This is a genomic window from Candidatus Sysuiplasma jiujiangense (genome assembly GCA_019721075.1).
Taxonomy (GTDB): Archaea; Thermoplasmatota; Thermoplasmata; order Sysuiplasmatales; family Sysuiplasmataceae; genus Sysuiplasma; species Sysuiplasma jiujiangense.
This window is the reverse complement of the sequence record JAHEAD010000006.1, coordinates 1-18,075: the sequence shown is the minus strand read 5'-3', so window position 1 is coordinate 18,075 and position 18,075 is coordinate 1. Positions and strand designations below refer to the sequence as shown.

At 52.8% G+C, this 18,075-nt stretch carries 20 protein-coding genes and 1 pseudogene; 12 read left to right on the top strand and 9 right to left on the bottom strand.

Annotation, left to right across the window (positions count from 1 at the left end):
- Nucleotides 1-42 precede the first annotated feature (42 nt).
- A complete protein-coding gene (gene erpA, locus KIS29_04830; protein MBX8639647.1) occupies nt 43-372 on the top strand; it encodes an iron-sulfur cluster insertion protein ErpA in 330 nt (109 codons plus the stop codon).
- On the opposite strand, the gene KIS29_04825 is transcribed toward erpA, so the two are convergent.
- The 3 genes from KIS29_04825 to KIS29_04815 form a co-directional block, all read right to left on the bottom strand.
- Nucleotides 354-800 carry a hypothetical protein gene (locus KIS29_04825; protein ID MBX8639646.1) on the bottom strand — a complete coding sequence of 149 codons (447 nt, stop codon included), beginning with the start codon at nt 798-800 and terminating at the stop codon, nt 354-356. The two genes, erpA and KIS29_04825, sit on opposite strands and share 19 nt — an antisense overlap.
- A gap of 10 nt (nt 801-810) precedes the next feature.
- Nucleotides 811-2,022, bottom strand: a complete 1,212-nt coding sequence (locus KIS29_04820; protein MBX8639645.1) for a M48 family metalloprotease — start codon at nt 2,020-2,022, stop codon at nt 811-813.
- Between the two features lie 63 nt (nt 2,023-2,085).
- Nucleotides 2,086-2,589, bottom strand: a complete 504-nt coding sequence (locus KIS29_04815; protein ID MBX8639644.1) for an Lrp/AsnC family transcriptional regulator — start codon at nt 2,587-2,589, stop codon at nt 2,086-2,088.
- Nucleotides 2,590-2,750: 161 nt separating this feature from the next.
- On the opposite strand from KIS29_04815, the gene KIS29_04810 reads away from it, so the two are divergent.
- The 4 genes from KIS29_04810 (at nt 2,751) to KIS29_04795 (ending at nt 7,818) form a co-directional block, all read left to right on the top strand.
- Entirely contained in the window at nt 2,751-2,909 is a 159-nt protein-coding gene (locus tag KIS29_04810; protein ID MBX8639643.1) for a hypothetical protein, read from the top strand.
- A 139-nt stretch (nt 2,910-3,048) separates the two neighbouring features.
- Nucleotides 3,049-3,432, top strand: coding sequence for a RidA family protein (locus KIS29_04805; protein MBX8639642.1), 384 nt, complete (start codon nt 3,049-3,051; stop codon nt 3,430-3,432).
- A 78-nt stretch (nt 3,433-3,510) separates the two neighbouring features.
- Nucleotides 3,511-4,353 carry an SAM-dependent chlorinase/fluorinase gene (locus tag KIS29_04800; GenBank protein ID MBX8639641.1) on the top strand — a complete coding sequence of 281 codons (843 nt, stop codon included), beginning with the start codon at nt 3,511-3,513 and terminating at the stop codon, nt 4,351-4,353.
- A 330-nt stretch (nt 4,354-4,683) separates the two neighbouring features.
- On the top strand, nt 4,684-7,818 hold the full coding sequence (locus KIS29_04795; GenBank protein ID MBX8639640.1) for a vitamin B12-dependent ribonucleotide reductase: 3,135 nt from the start codon (nt 4,684-4,686) through the stop codon (nt 7,816-7,818).
- On the opposite strand, the gene larE is transcribed toward KIS29_04795, so the two are convergent.
- Nucleotides 7,802-8,644, bottom strand: coding sequence for an ATP-dependent sacrificial sulfur transferase LarE (larE, locus tag KIS29_04790; GenBank protein ID MBX8639639.1), 843 nt, complete (start codon nt 8,642-8,644; stop codon nt 7,802-7,804). The genes KIS29_04795 and larE overlap by 17 nt on opposite strands.
- Before the next feature lie 111 nt (nt 8,645-8,755).
- Between larE and hemB the strand changes: the two genes are divergently transcribed.
- The 4 genes from hemB to KIS29_04770 are packed head-to-tail and all read left to right on the top strand — an operon-like array spanning nt 8,756 to nt 12,119.
- Nucleotides 8,756-9,736, top strand: coding sequence for a porphobilinogen synthase (gene hemB / locus KIS29_04785; GenBank protein MBX8639638.1), 981 nt, complete (start codon nt 8,756-8,758; stop codon nt 9,734-9,736).
- Between the two features lie 36 nt (nt 9,737-9,772).
- Nucleotides 9,773-10,633: a hydroxymethylbilane synthase gene (gene hemC, locus KIS29_04780; protein MBX8639637.1), complete on the top strand. Its 861-nt coding sequence runs from the start codon at nt 9,773-9,775 to the stop codon at nt 10,631-10,633.
- Nucleotides 10,626-11,366, top strand: coding sequence for a uroporphyrinogen-III C-methyltransferase (gene cobA / locus KIS29_04775; GenBank protein ID MBX8639636.1), 741 nt, complete (start codon nt 10,626-10,628; stop codon nt 11,364-11,366). The genes hemC and cobA overlap by 8 nt, the downstream gene beginning before the upstream one ends.
- A gap of 6 nt (nt 11,367-11,372) precedes the next feature.
- A complete protein-coding gene (locus KIS29_04770) occupies nt 11,373-12,119 on the top strand; it encodes a uroporphyrinogen-III synthase (protein ID MBX8639635.1) in 747 nt (248 codons plus the stop codon).
- Here the strand turns inward: KIS29_04770 and KIS29_04765 are convergent.
- Both KIS29_04765 and KIS29_04760 read right to left on the bottom strand, forming a co-directional pair.
- Complete coding sequence (locus tag KIS29_04765; GenBank protein MBX8639634.1) at nt 12,114-12,338, bottom strand: hypothetical protein; 225 nt, start codon at nt 12,336-12,338, stop codon at nt 12,114-12,116. The genes KIS29_04770 and KIS29_04765 overlap by 6 nt on opposite strands.
- Nucleotides 12,339-12,437: 99 nt before the next feature.
- A complete protein-coding gene (locus KIS29_04760) occupies nt 12,438-13,085 on the bottom strand; it encodes a fibrillarin-like rRNA/tRNA 2'-O-methyltransferase (GenBank protein MBX8639633.1) in 648 nt (215 codons plus the stop codon).
- A 110-nt stretch (nt 13,086-13,195) separates the two neighbouring features.
- Between KIS29_04760 and KIS29_04755 the strand changes: the two genes are divergently transcribed.
- From KIS29_04755 to KIS29_04745, 3 genes are read left to right on the top strand one after another with little or no spacing between them, the layout of a single operon-like run.
- Nucleotides 13,196-13,969, top strand: a complete 774-nt coding sequence (locus KIS29_04755) for an inositol monophosphatase (protein MBX8639632.1) — start codon at nt 13,196-13,198, stop codon at nt 13,967-13,969.
- Complete coding sequence (locus KIS29_04750; GenBank protein ID MBX8639631.1) at nt 13,966-14,763, top strand: NAD(+)/NADH kinase; 798 nt, start codon at nt 13,966-13,968, stop codon at nt 14,761-14,763. The genes KIS29_04755 and KIS29_04750 overlap by 4 nt, the downstream gene beginning before the upstream one ends.
- Before the next feature lie 6 nt (nt 14,764-14,769).
- Nucleotides 14,770-15,180, top strand: a complete 411-nt coding sequence (locus KIS29_04745) for a Mov34/MPN/PAD-1 family protein (protein ID MBX8639630.1) — start codon at nt 14,770-14,772, stop codon at nt 15,178-15,180.
- Here KIS29_04745 and KIS29_04740 read toward each other — a convergent pair.
- From KIS29_04740 to tnpA, 3 genes and pseudogenes are all read right to left on the bottom strand, one after another.
- Nucleotides 15,154-16,302, bottom strand: a complete 1,149-nt coding sequence (locus KIS29_04740; GenBank protein MBX8639629.1) for a glycosyltransferase family 4 protein — start codon at nt 16,300-16,302, stop codon at nt 15,154-15,156. The two genes, KIS29_04745 and KIS29_04740, sit on opposite strands and share 27 nt — an antisense overlap.
- 159 nt (nt 16,303-16,461) lie before the next feature.
- Nucleotides 16,462-17,547: a transposase gene (locus KIS29_04735; GenBank protein MBX8639628.1), complete on the bottom strand. Its 1,086-nt coding sequence runs from the start codon at nt 17,545-17,547 to the stop codon at nt 16,462-16,464.
- Nucleotides 17,525-17,932: pseudogene (gene tnpA / locus KIS29_04730) on the bottom strand (IS200/IS605 family transposase). The gene KIS29_04735 and the pseudogene tnpA overlap by 23 nt, the downstream one beginning before the upstream one ends.
- Between the last annotated feature and the right edge of the window lie 143 nt (nt 17,933-18,075).

The window sequence follows — 18,075 nt, the reverse complement described above, 5'->3', positions numbered from 1 at the left end:
TTTATATATCAAATTGTACAATAAAATACCGGGACGGAAAAAATGTTTGACATAATATTCACGGAGAAGGCCATCAGCAAGGTAAAGACGCTTTTGCCGCAGGGAGGGAAATCTGCTTATCTCAGGGTTTACGTGGCAGGAGGAGGTTGCGGCGGTTTCAAGTACGGCATGAGCTTTGACGAGAAGGTTGACGCGCTGAACGATTTCCAGATTGAGAAAGGCGGTGTGAAAATCGTCGTTGACAGGGAAAGCGCGGCATATATCGAGGGGACCGAAGTTGACTATGTAGACAGCCTCCAGGGTTCGGGTTTCACATTCAGCAATCCCAATGCAAAGAGCACCTGCAGCTGCGGTCAGTCCTTCACTGCCTGAATTGTGGAGGACAGCCCGAGCTTCCTGAAGAGGAGATTCTTACCTTCCTCGATATCGCTGAGGCCCAGAACAATTTCGACCTTCCCGTTCCTCTTGTTCAGCATGTAGGTTGAATTTACCTCCACGTTGGAACGATGAAGTTTTTTCAGCAGTTTTGCGAGAGAACCAGGCTTGTCTTCAACTACAACGGTGACAATTTCATTTTCGGTATATCGCAATTTTAATTTTTCCAGCATATCCCTGCATGTCTTCTCATCCGACGTGATCAGCCTCACCGTTCTTGCGCCGTTTCCATCTACCATACTCAGCGTTATGATGTTCACGCCGCTGTTTCCCAGCTGATCAGTCAGTTCCGCGAGCCCACCGTTTTTCCTGTCCAGTGTGACAGCGTATTCCTTCGTTGACTCCCCGCATGTGTGATCGGGCATCACCTATATTTCAGTCACGGTCCGAGGTATTCCTCCCTCCTGTCCATCTCTTCCCCATTTCTATCCGCTCCAGCGTGGACGGGTGTGTTGCAAAGAGTATACGCCTCAAGTATGACGGTTCTTCATCCATGAGATTGATGTCACACAGTCTTTTTTCGCCGGATATGAATGCCTCCGGGTTTCCCGATACCCTCAGCGAGAATTCATCCGCCTTCTTCTCTCTGAGTCTTGAATAATAGTTGGCCAGCGGTGACAGGAGGAGGGAAAGCATGCCGGCGGTCAGGGACATGATGAGGAGAGACAGCGGATCGGTGCGGGAATACAGGAGCCTGGAGGTCAGGGAAAGGCTGTAAACCAGATAGATGACACCTGCATACAGGAACGCGGCTGCAGACTGGATTGCCATGCTTCGAGAACTGTCTCCGGCGAGGTAATGGCCTAGTTCGTGTGCAGCTATGCACTTTACCTCCTCAGGATCGAATGTGTTGACCAGGTTGTCAAAGAGCACAACCCTCTTTGCCCTTCCCAGCCCTGTTACGAATGCGTTGGCGCTTCTCGATCTGGCGCTTTCATCCAGCATTGAAATCTTCAGGTTCTGAAGCCCCAGCGCGTTAAGCAGTTCCAGGACGCCGTCCCTTGCCCGTCCCTCTGGCAACTCCCTGAATGTGTAGAAAAACCTTGCCGCAAGCAGGGGGAAGAAACGGGAATAGAGCAGGATGAACAGGACATATATTGCAGCCGCATAGATCCACCACAGACCGGATATTGAGATGAGCAGCAGGACGAGGACCGAAGCTGCTGCGGCAATGACCAGGGAAAGCACGTAGAATTTGATCTCGTCCTTAAGCCATTTCAGCGGCGGTAAAACGGCAATTCCGAATCGCTGTTTCTGCCTGAATGACGTCCATGCGAAGGGCAGTCCCGCGGCAAACATAAGGGTGAAAATGATCGAAATGAAAAGCGGCGCCGCGAAATAAAAAGGATAATGCATTAAGCGCAGAGCAAGTGCCTCCCCGCCGCCGGAGAATATGATCGCCGAAAGGAGCAGGAATTCAAGCGCAGATGCTGCAACAGAGAGCCTGAATGAAGCTGAAGAGAAGCTTTTCGCTCTGCGCCTTATGCTGCAATCGAATTCATAGGGATAGACTATACTTTCCTTCCCCTCGGCCCTTGAGTCCTGTAACGGAGTCACTGCGCCTTCCTGCTCCATGCGGGACGGCATATGCATTCCGGACTGAAAAGCCTGATCTCCCCGTCAGGTGTCATGTTCGCATGTTCGCTGCCGTCAGGAGCTTTTCTCCTTTTCTTCTCTCTGCCTGACCATTCTTTCCATGACATGCGAAAGGTTCACGCCGGCATTCTCCTTTACCGTCGAAAGGGCAATTATCGACTTTGTCCTGCTGAACTGTCCTGATTTCGATAGCCTGAAAATTATTTCTTCGAGTGTGACCATATTCTTTGTCTTGACCTTTACAATAAGATCCTCGTCACCTGCAAGATGGAAGCACTCCTGGATGTCCGATATGCTGTTTATAAGTTCCACGACCTTCTCGTCTCCGAGCGAGCCGCCTGTCTTGAAATATAGCATGATGAATGCCGTGATGTCCAGATCGAGTTTTTTAGGATCCACGACCATTGTGAATCCTCTGATGACGCCGTTCCGGAGCATTGTCTGTATCCGTTCGTGGACAGTGGGAGCTGCAAGTCTGACGTGCTCGCCGATTTCCTTGAGCGGAGTCCTTGAATCCTTCTGTAGAATATCAAGAATCATGATGTCTTTTTCATCCATGTTTGATGTGTAACTTACTTTATTCGGTTAAAGCTTTCTATCTTCGTATTAATTTCGATGTTCAAAGGTCGAAATGAATAATTTTCGGAGATATTGTTATATACTAAATAATTTTCATAATAATCAGACAAAAGTAAAGGAAGTGATTAGAAATGTGGGACATGTTGATATTAAATTCGAATGTTCAGAACAGCAGGAAGGAAAGGAACTACCTGGATCTCCTTGCCATAGAGGAAACACGTAAGGAGAGCAGAACCGCAAGGATTGGCAGAAAGCCGGCGGGAATCCTCGGTAGAATTTCGAGGAAGATGCACTTCTAGGTGTAAGCCGGCCCAGGCCTGTATGGTCCCGACTGTGCCTCAAACATTTTAACCCGTTTTTTGCGCTGTGGCGTCTGCCTCTGTTTTAACCCGGTGCAATTCTTTTATCTGCAGACACAATACGTACTACCGAGGAAAAATGTCGGCAAAGGAAGTTTCAACTAGCGGAGCGCCAGCGGCAATAGGGCCATATTCCCAGGGTGTCCAGATTGGCAGAATGCTATTCTGCTCCGGTCAGCTCGGGCTTGACCCGGCAAACGCGACCCTTGTTTCTGATGATGTGGGAAAACAGGCTGACAGATGCCTCAGGAACCTTTCTGCAGTTCTGGCGTCTGCGGGTTTCGCCATGACGGATGTGGTCAAGACGACTGTATTTCTTACGGAGATTGGCAACTTCGAAGCTGTGAACAGAGCATACTCCGCCCATTTTGCATCGCACAGACCTGCAAGATCCACCGTAGCAGTGAAAGCACTGCCACGTGGAGCGCTGGTCGAAATCGAGGCGATAGCCTCCAAAGAATGAGCTCCCCGGAAGCTGCAGAGAGAATGCGGGTGCAAATCAATCGGTGTTATTTTATTTATGTAACCCGATGCAGTGTCAATGACTTTGCGGAGGGAGAACAGGCAGGACAGCGGACAGGTAGACGCAAGACCTGTGATTTCAATTCTCACCGACTTCGGATCAAAGGGAGGATATACAGGATCCGTCAAGGCGGTCATACTGTCCAGGGTTTCTGCGGACCTGGTTGACATATCAAACGATGTTTCCCCCCAGTCCGTGCTGGAGGGAGCCTTTGTACTCAGAAGTGTTTTCCGCTACTTTCCGCCAGGCACGATCCACCTGGTTGTAGTGGATCCGGGTGTGGGCGGACAAAGGCGTGCGCTCGCCATAAAGTCCGGCAATTATTATTTCGTGGGACCCGACAACGGAATTCTCATTCCAGCAGCAAAAAGTTCGGGAAGGATGGAGATAAGGGAAATCAGCACTGAAAAGCTGAACGTCGATTCAGTCTCGTACACTTTTCACGGGAGGGATATCTTTGCCCCGGCTGCTGCATTCTTAGCGCAGGGGCACGATTTCAGCAGGATCGGCAGATTGCGCAAAAACTGCAGCGAACTTGACTTCGGCCCAATCAGAAATATTCCCGGCGGCATTGAAGGCATATGCCTCTATTCAGACACGTTCGGCAATGTGATCACCAACATATCCAGCAACGTATTTTCGAAAATATTCAGGATAGGGGACAAGCTGGCTGTCACCTGCAGGGATTCGCAGCACGTTGCTGAATACTGCACGACCTATTCGGGCATGATCGCTGAAAAGATCATCGTCCTGGCAGGTTCACATGGGAATATCGAAATTGCGATTCCAGGAGGCAATGCTGCTGCTTTTCTGAATTCCAGACAATTCAGCGAGATTTCTATCAGGAAACTCCGGTTCTGAGGCATGATAAGGATCGGATATCATAATGATTATCAATATGATATCACTTCTGTATACAGAACTGAATATCAATATATATTCGATGTTGATAATCATCACTCTGGCAACCGAATCCACATTGAGTTCAAAAAACATATTATATTCCAGCGAGACTCAGGGCAACCTCACCCATAAAAAAAGGGATGCACAGTTACCCCGCAACTTAAGTAAGCTATGGGGGCGTGCTTTGGTTTGTCGTGGTATCGGAAATAACTCGTGAGCGTTTACGCTCCACGAGAAACAACTTTCGACATGGCGGTGGCAAAGTTAAAGACACCAGGATGTGTAATAATGAATACAAGGAGCGCCGTTAAACAGGCCAGATCGGGCGACCGGGAACGTGTTCCCGCGGGCAGAGCAGCAAAGACGGCTCAGAAGAATGGTGATGAAGGAATGATAGAGATTGGGAAAGATGCCGGGACGGATGAAAAACTTCCGGGCTGCATGCGATTCGATCGCAGACTGACGGCACCAGGTGAAGATCCGTATTCTACAGTGAAGTGGACAGTCAGGACATCGAAGATAACTGAACCTGACGGGAGTGTTATCTTTCAGATGGATGACGTAGAGGCTCCGGAAGACTGGAGCCAGCTTGCGGTGGACATCGCCGCCTCGAAGTATTTCAGAAAGGCCGGCGCGCCCGGAGGCAGCGAAAAGAGTGTCAGGCAGCTCGTGCACAGGGTGTCCCACACGCTGAGGATGGCTGGTGAGCAGTACGGCTATATTCAGGGGACGGATGCGGATAATTTTGAGGCGGAACTCTCCTACATACTCCTGCACCAGATGGCAGCATTCAACTCGCCTGTCTGGTTCAATGTCGGCCTCTTCCACGAATACGGGATCACCGGAAGCGGCGGCAGCTGGGCGTGGGACTTTGATAAGAAAGATGCCGTCATGACAAAGGATGCTTATTCCCGGCCGCAGTGTTCCGCCTGTTTCATACAGTCGGTAGATGACGATCTGATGTCCATATTCGAGCTTGTCAGGAATGAAGCGAGGCTCTTCAAATACGGTTCAGGCACAGGGACAAACTTTTCCAAAATAAGAGCCGGGGATGAGAAACTTTCAGGTGGAGGCACCTCATCGGGCCTCATGTCGTTTCTCAAGGTTTTAGATGCCGGGGCAGGTGCTACGAAGTCGGGAGGGACAACGAGGCGTGCCGCCAAGATGGTTATTCTGAACATAGATCACCCCGAAATAATGTCTTTCATAAATTGGAAGGCAAAGGAAGAGGAAAAGGTCAGGGCACTAATAAGGGAGGGATACCCTTCGGATTTCAACGGCGAGGCATACCAGACCGTCTCCGGGCAGAATTCCAACAACTCCGTTCGGGTTACGGATGAATTCATGAACGCGTTCCTGAGCGGCGGCGAGTGGAAAACCACCTACCGGACGACAGGCGAAGTCGCCCGGACATACAGGGCAGCCGAACTGATGGAGGCAATATCCAGGGCGGCGTGGGCATCCGCAGATCCGGGACTGCAGTTTGACACGACAATAAACAGGTGGCACACATGTCCCAATTCCGGCAGAATAAACGCGTCCAACCCGTGTTCTGAATACATGTTCCTGGACAACACGGCGTGCAATCTTGCTTCAATAAATATAGCGAAGTTTATCGACGAAAAGGGCAATTTCGACATCGATTCATTCAGGCATGTCATACGCATCTTTACCACAGCGATGGAGATAATAGTCGATTTTGCGTCTTATCCCACGGAGCTTATAGCGAAAAACAGTCACATTTACAGAACGCTCGGACTTGGATTCGCAAACATCGGAACGGCCATTATGCTGATGGGTTATCCGTACGACAGCGGCGAGGGACGTGCATTCGCCGCCACGATAGCCGCTGTCGTGACCGGGCACTGCTACCGCACCTCCGCCGAAATTGCTTCAGTGAAAGGACCGTTTGCGGCCTTCCCTGAAAACAGGAAGGAGATGCTTAGCGTGATGGCAATGCACCGCGACGCTCTCTACAGGATTGAGCAGTCTGACGTCAGCGCACCGCTGCTCAGGGCGGCATTCGACGACTGGAACGAGTGCATCAAACTCGGCGAGAAATACGGATTCAGAAATGCACAGGCTTCAAACATAGCACCAACCGGCACAATAGGTCTCCTGATGGACTGCGACACCACCGGGATCGAGCCGGATTTTGCCATCGTCAAGTGGAAAAAGCTCGCCGGCGGCGGTTATTTCAAAATTGTTAACAGATCCGTCGAGATCGCGCTCGGCAGACTGGGCTACAGCAGCGATAAGGTCAGCAGGATAATAACCGAGCTTACAGGCAGGGGAACGCTGAATGGCGCGCCGTTCATAAACGCGGAGAGTCTCTCATCGAGGGGGCTGACACCCGCAGAAATCGCCGGGGCAACGGATTATGTCGATCGTACCAAATCTCTTGATGACTTTACGCCGCATCTTTCCGAAAAAGAGCTGCGCGCGCTTGGTTTTGACGAGGAGCAGATACAGGCTGCAAGGGACTATGTCAACGGCGTCCAGGCCATGGAACTTGTGCCAGAGCTGAAGCGGGAGCATGTACCTATTTTCGACTGCGCAAACAACAGCGGCAGGGGAAGGAGGTTCATTGCGCCGATGGGGCATGTCAAGATGATGGCGGCCGTCCAGCCGTTCATTTCCGGGGCAATATCGAAGACGGTAAATATGCCCGCGGAAACGACCTGGCAGGACATACAGCAGATATATCTCGATTCGTGGAGGATGGGACTGAAGGCCATTGCAGTCTACCGGGACGGTTCAAAAGCCTCACAGCCTCTAAGCTCCGCAAAGGAAATCAGGAGCCGGCAGGAAACTATCGGTCGTGGTGTGAAGAAGGAACTGCCGAAGAAACGTGGCGGCTTCACACTTGAAGCCACAATCGGGGGCCACAAACTCTTCCTCCGCACAGGGGAATATGAGGACGGGACGCCGGGCGAGATATTCATAGACATGTACAAGGAAGGGTCATCCTACAGGAGCATACTCAACGGCTTTGCAATTGCTGTTTCCATAGGGCTGCAGTACGGCGTTCCGCTGGAGAAATACGTCAATGCATTCACATTCACCAGGTTTGAGCCGCAGGGATTCACAGACCATCCGAACGTAAGGACATGCACATCCCCCCTCGACTTTATATTCAGGATCCTTGGAATGGAATATCTCGGCAGAACAGACTTTGTGCAGATCAAACCGGCAGTGGACGACAGGGGCAATAACCATGAAGTGCCTAAGCCTTCATTCGTGCATCCGGCAACCAAGTCGCTTGACGAATTCACAGAAGAGGAAAAACGGGCCGACATGATGGACAGGAGCCTTTTGTTCGATTCCGACGCCCCGCTGTGCTCCGTCTGCGGCCATGTGACGGTAAGGAACGGCAGCTGCTATAAATGCCTCAACTGCGGCAGCACTACCGGCTGTTCCTGAGCGGCAGATTCATGCTGCCGCTCCTGAAGCCCTCAAGGTCAAGAACCACGTAGCCGAAACCCAGCGCCTTAAGCCTGGAGACAATGCCTTCCCTGATTGCCGGAGAAGCAGCGCGTTCCATGTCGCCGGCATCGATCTCGACCCTTGCTATTCTGTCATGCACCCTGACCCTGACATTTCTGAAACCCAGGCCCCGTATGTACCGCTCCGCCTCCTCCACCGACCTGAGGACTGACATGTCGAGCCGCTGGCCGTACTGTATACGAGAAGAAAGGCATGCGTTGGACGGACGCGAATGCACGCTAAGCCCGAGCAACCCGGCAATCCTCCTGACATCATCCTTTTCGATGCCGCACATTGCCAGCGGAAACAGCAGACCCTCCTCTTCCGCGGCCCTGATGCCCGGCCTGAAATCACCGAAGTCGGATTTATTGACGCCGAGCAGGACGCTACGGGCCCCTTCTCTCTCCGCCACCTTCTTCAGGACGGATGCAAGTTCCTTCTTGCAGTGGAAGCAGCGCATTGAATCGTTGCGGAGGTATGCTTCCATTTCCGTCTCCCCGGTGGCCACTGTCAGGTGCCTTATGCCTATTTCGGACGCAACATTCACAGCCGACTCCAGCTCTTCGGATGAAAGCGAGGGCGATATGGCCGTAACAGCAACTGCCCTGTCGCCGAGCTGTTCCCTTGCTATGAATGCGACAAGTGCACTATCCACGCCGCCGGAAAGGCCGATTACCGCGGATTCAAGCGAAAGGACAGTACTGCGCAGGCGCGCAATCGCGTTCTCCAGCCTGTTTTCAGTCCCTGTATCCAATGCTGCCACGATCCTGCCAATGCCTCCTTCATATTAAACAATTGAGAAGGCCTGCCTGGCGGCTATTGCGAAATTGAAGCATCTATATATCGGCATTGAGGCTTAGCCGTTAACGATAAGATGGCAACTTTCCCTGAAGTGAGAATGAGAAGGCTGCGCAGGGCAGGCATAAGACAGATGCTGTCCACGGTGCATGTGCTTCCAGCATCGCTCATCTATCCCCTTTTTGTCGATGCAAATCTGAAGAAGAAAGAGCCCGTTCCATCAATGCCGGGTCAGTTCAGGCATCCGCTGAGTGGCCTGCCAGATCTATGTTCAGAGATGGAAGACTCTGGTGTCATGGCAGTGATGCTGTTCGGCATCCCTTCAGGAAAAGACGGGAACGGAAGCGGCGCTTTCGACAGAAACGGCATCATACAGAAAGCAATAAGGAAGGTGAAGGAGAACAGCAGTCTTGTCGTTGTTGCCGATCTCTGCCTGTGCGAATACACTGATCATGGCCACTGCGGTATTGTCAGAAACGGAAAGGTCCTGAATGACGAAACACTGAAGGTATATGCCAGAATTGCAGCATCGCAGGCATACGCCGGTGCTGACATGATAGCTCCGAGCGGAATGATGGACGGACAGGTCCGCGTCATAAGAAAAGAGCTTGACAGCAAAGGCTTTGGAGAAACAGCCATAATGGCTTATTCCTCAAAGGCTGCATCCTCGTTCTATGATCCTTTCAGGGTTGCGGCGGAAAGCACCCCTTCATTCGGAGACAGGAGGGAATATCAGCTCAACTTTGCGAGCAGGACCGAACACATAAGGGAGATGGAGACGGACATTGAGGAGGGAGCTGATATCGTGATGGTGAAGCCGGCGCTCACCGGTCTCGACATCATAGCCAGGGCAAGGGATAAGTTCAGTGTCCCGATTGCGGCATACAACGTAAGCGGCGAGTACGCCATGATCAGCGCGTGTGCCGGTAACGGCTGGATGAATTACAGGGGAGCGGTGCATGAGCTGCTCACCGCAATTTTCCGGGCAGGCGCCGACCTTGTGGTAACATACCATGCCGTGGAGTACGCGCACTGGCAGAAAGAGGGTGTGATCTGAATCATCAGAGTCGGTGCCAGGGGAAGCGAACTGGCGATGACCCAGACCAGGATCGCGCTCGAATGCCTCGCATCAGCAGGCATTGACGAAAAGTTTCAGCTGAATGCCGTAAGAACAAGCGGGGACGAGAAGAAGAAACGTTTCAACCCGGCTGAAGGGTCCTTTGCCGACAGGATAAACAGCATGATAATTAATGGCGAAATAGATATCGGTGTTCACAGCCTCAAGGATTTACCTGCCGACATTTCGCAGGAGCTCGAGATAGCTGTTGTCCCCAGGAGGGGCAGCAGGCTCGACTGCCTGCTCGGCCCGGGCCCGTTCTTCAGGCTCCCCACAGGTTCAAGGATAGGGACATCGAGTCAGAGGCGTGCGGCACAGGCACTCAGGTTAAGGCGCGATATCATGATCCGGCCGCTGAGGGGCAACGTAGGCACAAGGACAGATGCGGTGGTCCAAGGAAGGGTAGACGCAGCGCTGCTCGCTATGGCAGGACTGGAAAGGCTGAAGTTTGTTCCGCCGGACGGCATACGCATGTATCCGCTTTCCCTGGATTACTTCGTCCCCGCCGCAGGACAGGGGGCGATTGCGGTTGTCTGCAGAAGAGGCTATCTGGAAAGGAGTGTAAGGGAGAGGGCAACGGACAGGCAGTGCATCGGCGAGATTGAGATAGAGCGTGCGCTTCTCCGCGCGCTGAGCGCCGGCTGCAACTCGCCGCTGGGCATAAGTGCAGTCTCCTTCGGACGCGGATACACGGTAAGGATCCAGATGCTGTCCCCGGACGGCTCCTCCGAAGCAAGGCTCACAAGAACTGTGAGAACGGGTGACGGCACGGGCTCGATCCTTTCCGATTTCAGGCCGATTGCAAGGGAGAAGCTGGGGGATCTGTTTCATGTCTGAACGGGAAGGGAAGGGGAAGGTCTACATTGTCGGCGCAGGGCCGGGAGATCCCGAGCTGCTGACAGTGAGGGCGAAGAGACTCATTGAGGGGGCATCATATATTGTCCATGATGCACTGGTCGGAGAAGAGACACTGTCTTTCGCACGGGTGGATGCGAAACTGATCAATGCCGGAAAGAGAAGGGGAAAGCACAGGATGGAGCAGGATGAAATAAACAATCTTCTGGCAGAGCTCGCGGCATCGGGAAAGGAGGTTGTGAGACTGAAGGGAGGGGACCCGTTCATCTTCGGACGCGGAGCGGAAGAAGCACTTTTTCTTAAATCACATGGAATAGATTTCGAGGTCGTGCCTGGTCTGAGTTCCGCGCTTGCCGGCCCATGTCTTTCGAACCTGCCGCTTACCCTGAGGGGTGTCTCCGATCGCGTCCTTATCCTTTCGGCCAGGGGGCCCGGAGGAGGGGATATCAACTGGGACTGCATAAACGTCGCAGGTCAGACAACAGTATTCATGATGGGGCTGTCCGGAGCCGGGTACATAGCGGAAAAACTCAGGGAACACGGTTTTCCGGGACGCACGCCGGTTGCGGTCATTTTCAACGCCTCGCTCAAATCGCAGCATGTGGTCGTCACCGACCTGGAAGGGCTTCCCTCTTCCTTCTCGCCTGGGGAATCGGATTCGCCGGGGCTGATTGTTGTCGGGGAGTCGGTAAAATATGTCAGGGAACTGGGTTGACTGTACATGCGTGTATTAATCCTGAGACCGGAGGAGGAGACCGCGGCATCCGCCGAAATAGCGCTGAGACTCGGTTTTGAGCCGGTGACTGCGCCCGCAATTTCCATCATTCGCCTCGAAGCAGATGTTACGGCAATAAGGGCAGCTGTGGAGGATTCGTGCGCCACGGTGTTCATGAGCAGGCGTTCGGTCCTCCTGCTCCGCGAGCTATGCTCATTCAGCGGGCGTCTGGCACATATGCCCGTGATTGCCGTCGGCGATACGACAGCCGCCGAACTCCGCAGGATGAGCGTTGAACCTGAGGTGCCTGCAAGGCATTCCTCCGAGGGGGTTGCGTCCCACATTCTTTCAGTCCACAGGGAATGCAGAGCAGTCACGGTGTTCAGGAGTTCGTCGGGAAACGGCCTGCTGCGCAAAAGGCTGGGGGAGGAGGGGATTGCGGTGCACGAGATACCCCTCTACAGAATAGTGCCTGTCCGCAGGAGCCCGGCACTGGAGTGTGCAATCAGGGCGATTGTGGCCGGCGAAAAGTTTGTAGTGCCGTTCACGAGCAGCATGGTTGTCAGGAGCGTATTTTACGCTGCCGCTTCCGTTGGAGTGGAAGATCGGTTCAGGTCCGGACTGGAGGGATGTACCGTCATATCCATAGGTGAGGAAACATCGAAGGAACTGGGCAGAAGGGGCGTTAAATTCACAGAATCCACGGTGACGGACTTCGAATGGATGCTTCGCGAGGCATCCGGGAGGTTATGAATTCAGTCTTTCCTTCTTCTGCCTGAGTTCCTTGATCCTGGATACGAGCCTGTCAACCCTCATCTGGGTAAGACCGCGGAGGTGTTCATATTTCTCCCTGCTTATCTTGTCGTCCCTGAGTCTCTTCTTCAGGTCGGCAAGGTCGGCTTCATATTCGGCCCTTATTGCATTAAGCCTCTTGATCTTCCTTTCTATCCTGTCAGCATCCGAACCGAACATTTTACATTTTCACGCCCAGGCAATGTATGCCGTTCCATTATAATAGGAGATGCATATAAAAAGATCAGAATCATATTATTCCGCATATCCCGCTGTCCCTTACCTGCCGAATGCAATTACCGCATGGTCTTTTTCAAATGCAGAGATATCAACGATCTCCGGCCTGCAGCCGAATTCCGCCGTCAGCCGTTCCGCCGATGATTTGAATATCAGGACAGGGTCCGCCGATGAGTCTACCGATCTGCTCTTTACCACAACGAAGAAGTGCCTGAGAGACGGAAAATGGCGTGCATTCCTGATAAATATTTCAATCAGGTTCTTCTGCGCTATATCCTGGTAGAGTATCTGCGGATTTTCGACAAGCATTTCATAACTCTCCGGACGGTTTGCATCGCACATCACGGGCACCATATTATCGTGGAGAGAGCACACGCCTGCAAGCTTCGAATACGGCCCGAACGCCTTTTCGATGCAGTAGACTTTTCCAGAAGGCGATATGTCGGCAACATGGCTTGCAGTCGTGCCTGCCGCTGCACCGAGATAGAGCGTCCTGCTGAACTCGTCGAACGGAAAGTGCTTTCCGCCGCATTCGAGATAGGCCGAAAGTTTGCTTCTGTAAGGATCCCACTCCCTGTACTCGTTTCCACCGAGCATCTCGAGCCGTTCTCTGCCGAGCGACCAGCCAGGCCTGCTGTTCTTAGTGTAAAGCCTGCCGCCTATCCTTGCAATACTGCCGTTCGCCTGCATGCCTCTGGTCGATTGTCATTTCACATTAATGAAGATGCCTTCCAAAGAAGGCGGATGGGCGGAAGAAATATCCGTGCAAAGGATTTAACCAGTGAAGCGGATATGAGAGCGTGAAAAATGAACTCAGGGAAATCGCCGAAAGCGTGAAAGATGCGGTAAGGGCGATCGCGGACAAGGACGGAACCGGAGAGGTCGCAGGAAAGGGCGCCGACGGCCAGCCGAGCTATGCGGCGGATGTCGCGGCAGAGGCGGCAGCTTTCAGGAAGGCGGAGGGACTGGGCCTGAACATAAACATACTCAGCGAAGAATCGCCCTTCGTTGACAGGAAATCAGAGCAGACGCTTGTGCTCGATCCTATCGACGGAAGCCTAAATCTGATTCATGGAGTTCCATTCTATTCCGTGTCGCTTGCAGTCGGCACCGGTTCGCTTTCCTCAGTCAAGTACGGCCTGGTAATGAATCTTGTGACGGGGGACACCTTCTATGCCGAGAAGGGGAAGGGCGCATTCAGGAACGATGAACTCATCCACGTGAGGAAGTTCAACGAAAAGGACTCCATGTTTTTCGTCTACATGGGAGCGAATGCGTCAAGCAACGCGTATGATATTTCAAGAAAAAGCGGAATGGTCAGATCTCTCGGCTCCGCATCCCTTGAAATGTGCCTGGTTGCGTTTGGAAAGGCGGATGTTTTCTATATGAGGGCTGTTGACAGCCATCATGCACTCAGGATAGTCGACATAGCAGCCTCATCGCTCATACTCAGGGAAGCAGGAGGGGAAGTATACGACCTGACGGGAAACATACTGGATATGCGCTTTGACATAACGGACAGGAAGTCCCTGATAGCAGTGGGTGACAGATCACTGCGGAGGTTTGCCCTTTGAACATCGCCCTGTATGCCAATTCCTCCATTCCCGATGCACGCGCTGTCGCAGCGGAGATATACAGGCTGCTTGACGGAAAGGTTGAGCTCGAAGCGGAAACAGCCCGCCAGTTTAGAAAGAAGGGCAGGAAACTCGAGGACATCAGGGCGGAGATACTCATCGTAGTAGGTGGCGACGGGACGATGCTGAAATCCCTCATGCGGTATGATGGACCCGTGCTCGGTATAAATGCCGGCGACGTCGGTTTCCTTACAGAAGTGGGAAAGGGGGAAGTGAAAAAAGCGGTAAATCTGCTGATGAAGGGGAAGTACCGGATAGAGGAGAAACTGAAGCTGAAAACGATTGTCGACGGTGCCAGATTGGAGGATGCGGTCAACGAGGCGGTGGTAACAGGCGCCGATCCCGGCAATGTGAGACATTTCAATCTTAAGATAGACGGAAGCAGTGTCGGCCTGGTGAAATCGGACGGCATCATCATCTCGACTCCGACCGGCTCGACATCCTATTCCCTTGCTGCCGGCGGACCGATTGTTGACCCTTCCGCATCGGTCCTTGTTCTTTCTCCCATCGCGCCATATGGCATATCATCAAGACCGATTGTAGCAGGCGACACATCCACAATCCACCTTTCCGTCGAAGGCGGAAGGCGCTGTGTCCTTGTCATAGACGGGCATGTGAGGCGTTTTCTCAGGGGAGAGGAAAAGATTGATTTTTCTGTATCGGAAAAAAAGGCGAAATTTGTCAGTTTTGACCGCGATTTCTATCACCGCATACACACAAAGCTGACGGGCTGAAAGGCGATGCCGGTGTTCAGCAGGAGACGTGTTGCGCGCAGGGCGTCCGCCACGGTGAAGAGCATAAACGGCGAACTCCTCGAATCCATCATGGAGGCGTCCAGGCATTCCCTGCCCAACGAATTTGCGGCAGGCCTTGCCGCCAGGGGGGACATCATAAGCGAACTCATACTCATCCCTTCTACAAAGAGCAATTTTCACTCTGCCTCCTTCAATTACCATTCGATACTGGGCAGTTTCTCCTCCGTAGGGACTGTTCATTCGCATCCCTCGGGTCACATAATGCCGAGCCTACCGGACCTGCGTCTTTTCAGTTCAGTCGGAAGGATACACATCATTGTCGGTTATCCGTTCGAGAGAGACAGCTGGGCGGCATTCGGCAAGGACGGTTCAAGGATCGAGCTGGCCGTTGTTTGACGCCAGCAGTCCGCGGTATATGGCCAGAAGCCTGTCAGTGATGGAACTGCTCGAAAATTCTCTCGACCTGGCGATACCCCGGCGACCCATCTCATCCCTGCCTGCCCTGTCGGAAGTTATTTCCCTGATCTTCAGCGCGATGTCCTTCGGATTCATCGGTTCGGCGCGCAGGCCCTGGATCCCGTCCGAGATGATTTCCCTGACGCCGGGTATGTCGCTTACAACGACAGGCGTGCCGCTTGCCATTGCCTCAATGGCAGATATGCCGAAAGCCTCCAGCCTGGAGGTGGAAGGGACAACGAGGACATCGGACGCCCTGTAAACAGACGGAAGAACAGAGTCAGGGATGTCGCCCAGCATCTTCACCTTCGAATCAAGGGAATGTATGCGTATGTACCGCTTTATGGAGGCTGCATATTCACCGTCGCCCACTACCAGCAGCCTGTAGTCCTCAGGCAGAAATCTCATAGCGCCGGCCAGATACTGAACTCCCTTGTGCCTTACAAGTCTTCCTACAAAAAGGACAACTTTGTATCTGTCGATGGAGAGTCTGCGCCTGGTCCTTATCCTGTCTTCCGGGTCCGGAAAGAATCTCCTCGTATTCGCGCTGACAGGCACAATTTCAGGCGTGATGTTCCATGTGTTCAGGGAAGTTGACGCATATGTTTCGGTTGTGACGATGACGCAGTCGGCGCTTCTTATTATCCTCCCGCTCATCCTCCTGTCCACCATCCTTATGAAGGGAGACAGAAGTCTCGAAGGTATATCCGAATCGCAATGATACGTCACGACCCTGACGCCTTTTCCGTCGTACCTGCGCGAGGAGGTCGTGTAGGCAAAGCTGGGAGGAGGGGTATGGGAATGGATAATGTCGAAATCACCTTCAAGATAACGGGCCAGCCTTCTCGGAAACGGTGTTCTGAAGAATGTCCCCCTGAGCGGCACCCTCACAACCCGCATATTACGAAAATTCTCTTCGGCAGGAAGCGTCCTGTCGAACCGCGATGTCAGAACTGTGACCTCATTGCCCCGCTTTGTCATCTCTTCAGATATGTCCCTCACAAACGATTCCACTCCACCGTGATGAGGGGAATAGTATGGCGACACCTGCACTATCTTCAAATCAGCGGAACCTCCCCGATGACATCATTCCATCAGTCCTCAAACATGAAACAGATATTTCAGTTAAGAATGCACTTCAACTGCATACAGATTGGCCTTACTGACATCCTCCCACGAATAAATTCGTGGGGTTCCCGTTAAGTCCATCCTCCACGGATATCACACCGCCGGGTTCATGGACTGTGTCGAGTCAGCCCCGTTCCAGCCGACCAGCCGCTGTAACCTCTCCCAACGCTGCCCTATGTTGAGAGCGCCGTTCATATCGGCATTTCCGCGCCATCCGCACGCAGAGCATTCGAAGGATGACCGTGTCCTTCTCCTTCCCATGGCATGGCAGACATGGCATTCCTGCGAGGTGTATGCCTCGCCCACATAGACAACGGGCACATCCTGCCACATCGCCTTGTACTCTATCATGGACATCAGGCTGTGGAAGGGCATGGAGTTGACCATACGGTTGAACCTCCTGCCCCTGCCAGTATCACGGTGCCCGCCGGTGAAATCGCCTATGACGATTGTTGCCGACGTCTCCTTCGCAACCGCAACGATATCCTTCGCCGCATTATGCAGCAGTGCCGCGACTCTGCGCGCTTCCCTGTCTTTCACCTTCTTCACCGTGCGGAACGCACGTTTCTCCTGCAGTGCTGTCCGCAGCCATGCATGATGGCGTCTTATCCCCCTCACCTTCCTGCCATAAAATACAGGCCTCACCGATGAACCCGGGGCCATCAGCACGGCAGTGGCCGGATTCATCTCACCCATGTCTATGGCAAGTATGTTGGGATAAGCGTCAATGTCCGGTGCCTGTACATCCTTCTGCAGCACGACATGCACGGACCAGTGATTCCTCTTTCTGATGAGCTTTGCCTCGCGTATCTTGATTGAAGCATCGGCGAGCAGTTCCTCATGTGCCGGGGCCATCGTCACGGGACACCACAGTCCGCCCCTGATGGCCTTCACGGGCACTCTGAACCACCACCTGCTCCATTCCGCGTTCCTCGCCTTCTCCAGCTTTATGACATCGTTCCTGAGGACCATCGGATAGTTCCTGGTCATGCTGAACCGCTTCTTCAGTCTGTGCCGGAGTATCGTCGCCTGCTGTTTCGTCGCCGAATAGAGTGGCACATCGGCGCTGTCCCCATAACGCAGGCATGCGAGCCATGCATCGTATTCCTGCCCGAGCATGGCTTCTTTGGTCTTTGTCAGTCCATTGGGCGTGAGCTTAATCGTTTTTCGGAGTTCCATGTTCCCACTGCTGTTCTATGTATTTCTGTATCGTTTCGGACAATGCGTTTCCTGCCGAAGCCACAAAATAAGAGCGTGTCCATAATGTGTTCATCCTGCGCAATTCCGGGAATTCCGTGCGCAGCACCCTTGAACTGCGTCCCTTGAACGCCTTCACCGCGCGGTGCGGTGATATCAGCGGGTCCACGGAAACAAAGAGATGGACGTGGTCCGGCATGATTTCCATCGCGATGATTTCCCATGCATGCCAGGCGGCGACGTCTTTAATAACTTTCTCAAGGCGTTCCCTGATTTTGCCCGTGAGCAGATGCCTCCTGTACTTCGGGCATCATACAAAATGGAGATTGAGAAGGGATATAGATGTCCTCTTATGCCGATATTCCATAATGTATCGGATATTATCGATACCTATAAAGTTATCGGGCGCTTCTATGGCGGCCATAAAGGGTTAGGAAAATAAGCGTTTTTGATTCGATTTTTGAATTGCCAGTGTGCTCGGACCGAAGAGTCTAAATAGTTAGTAGTATA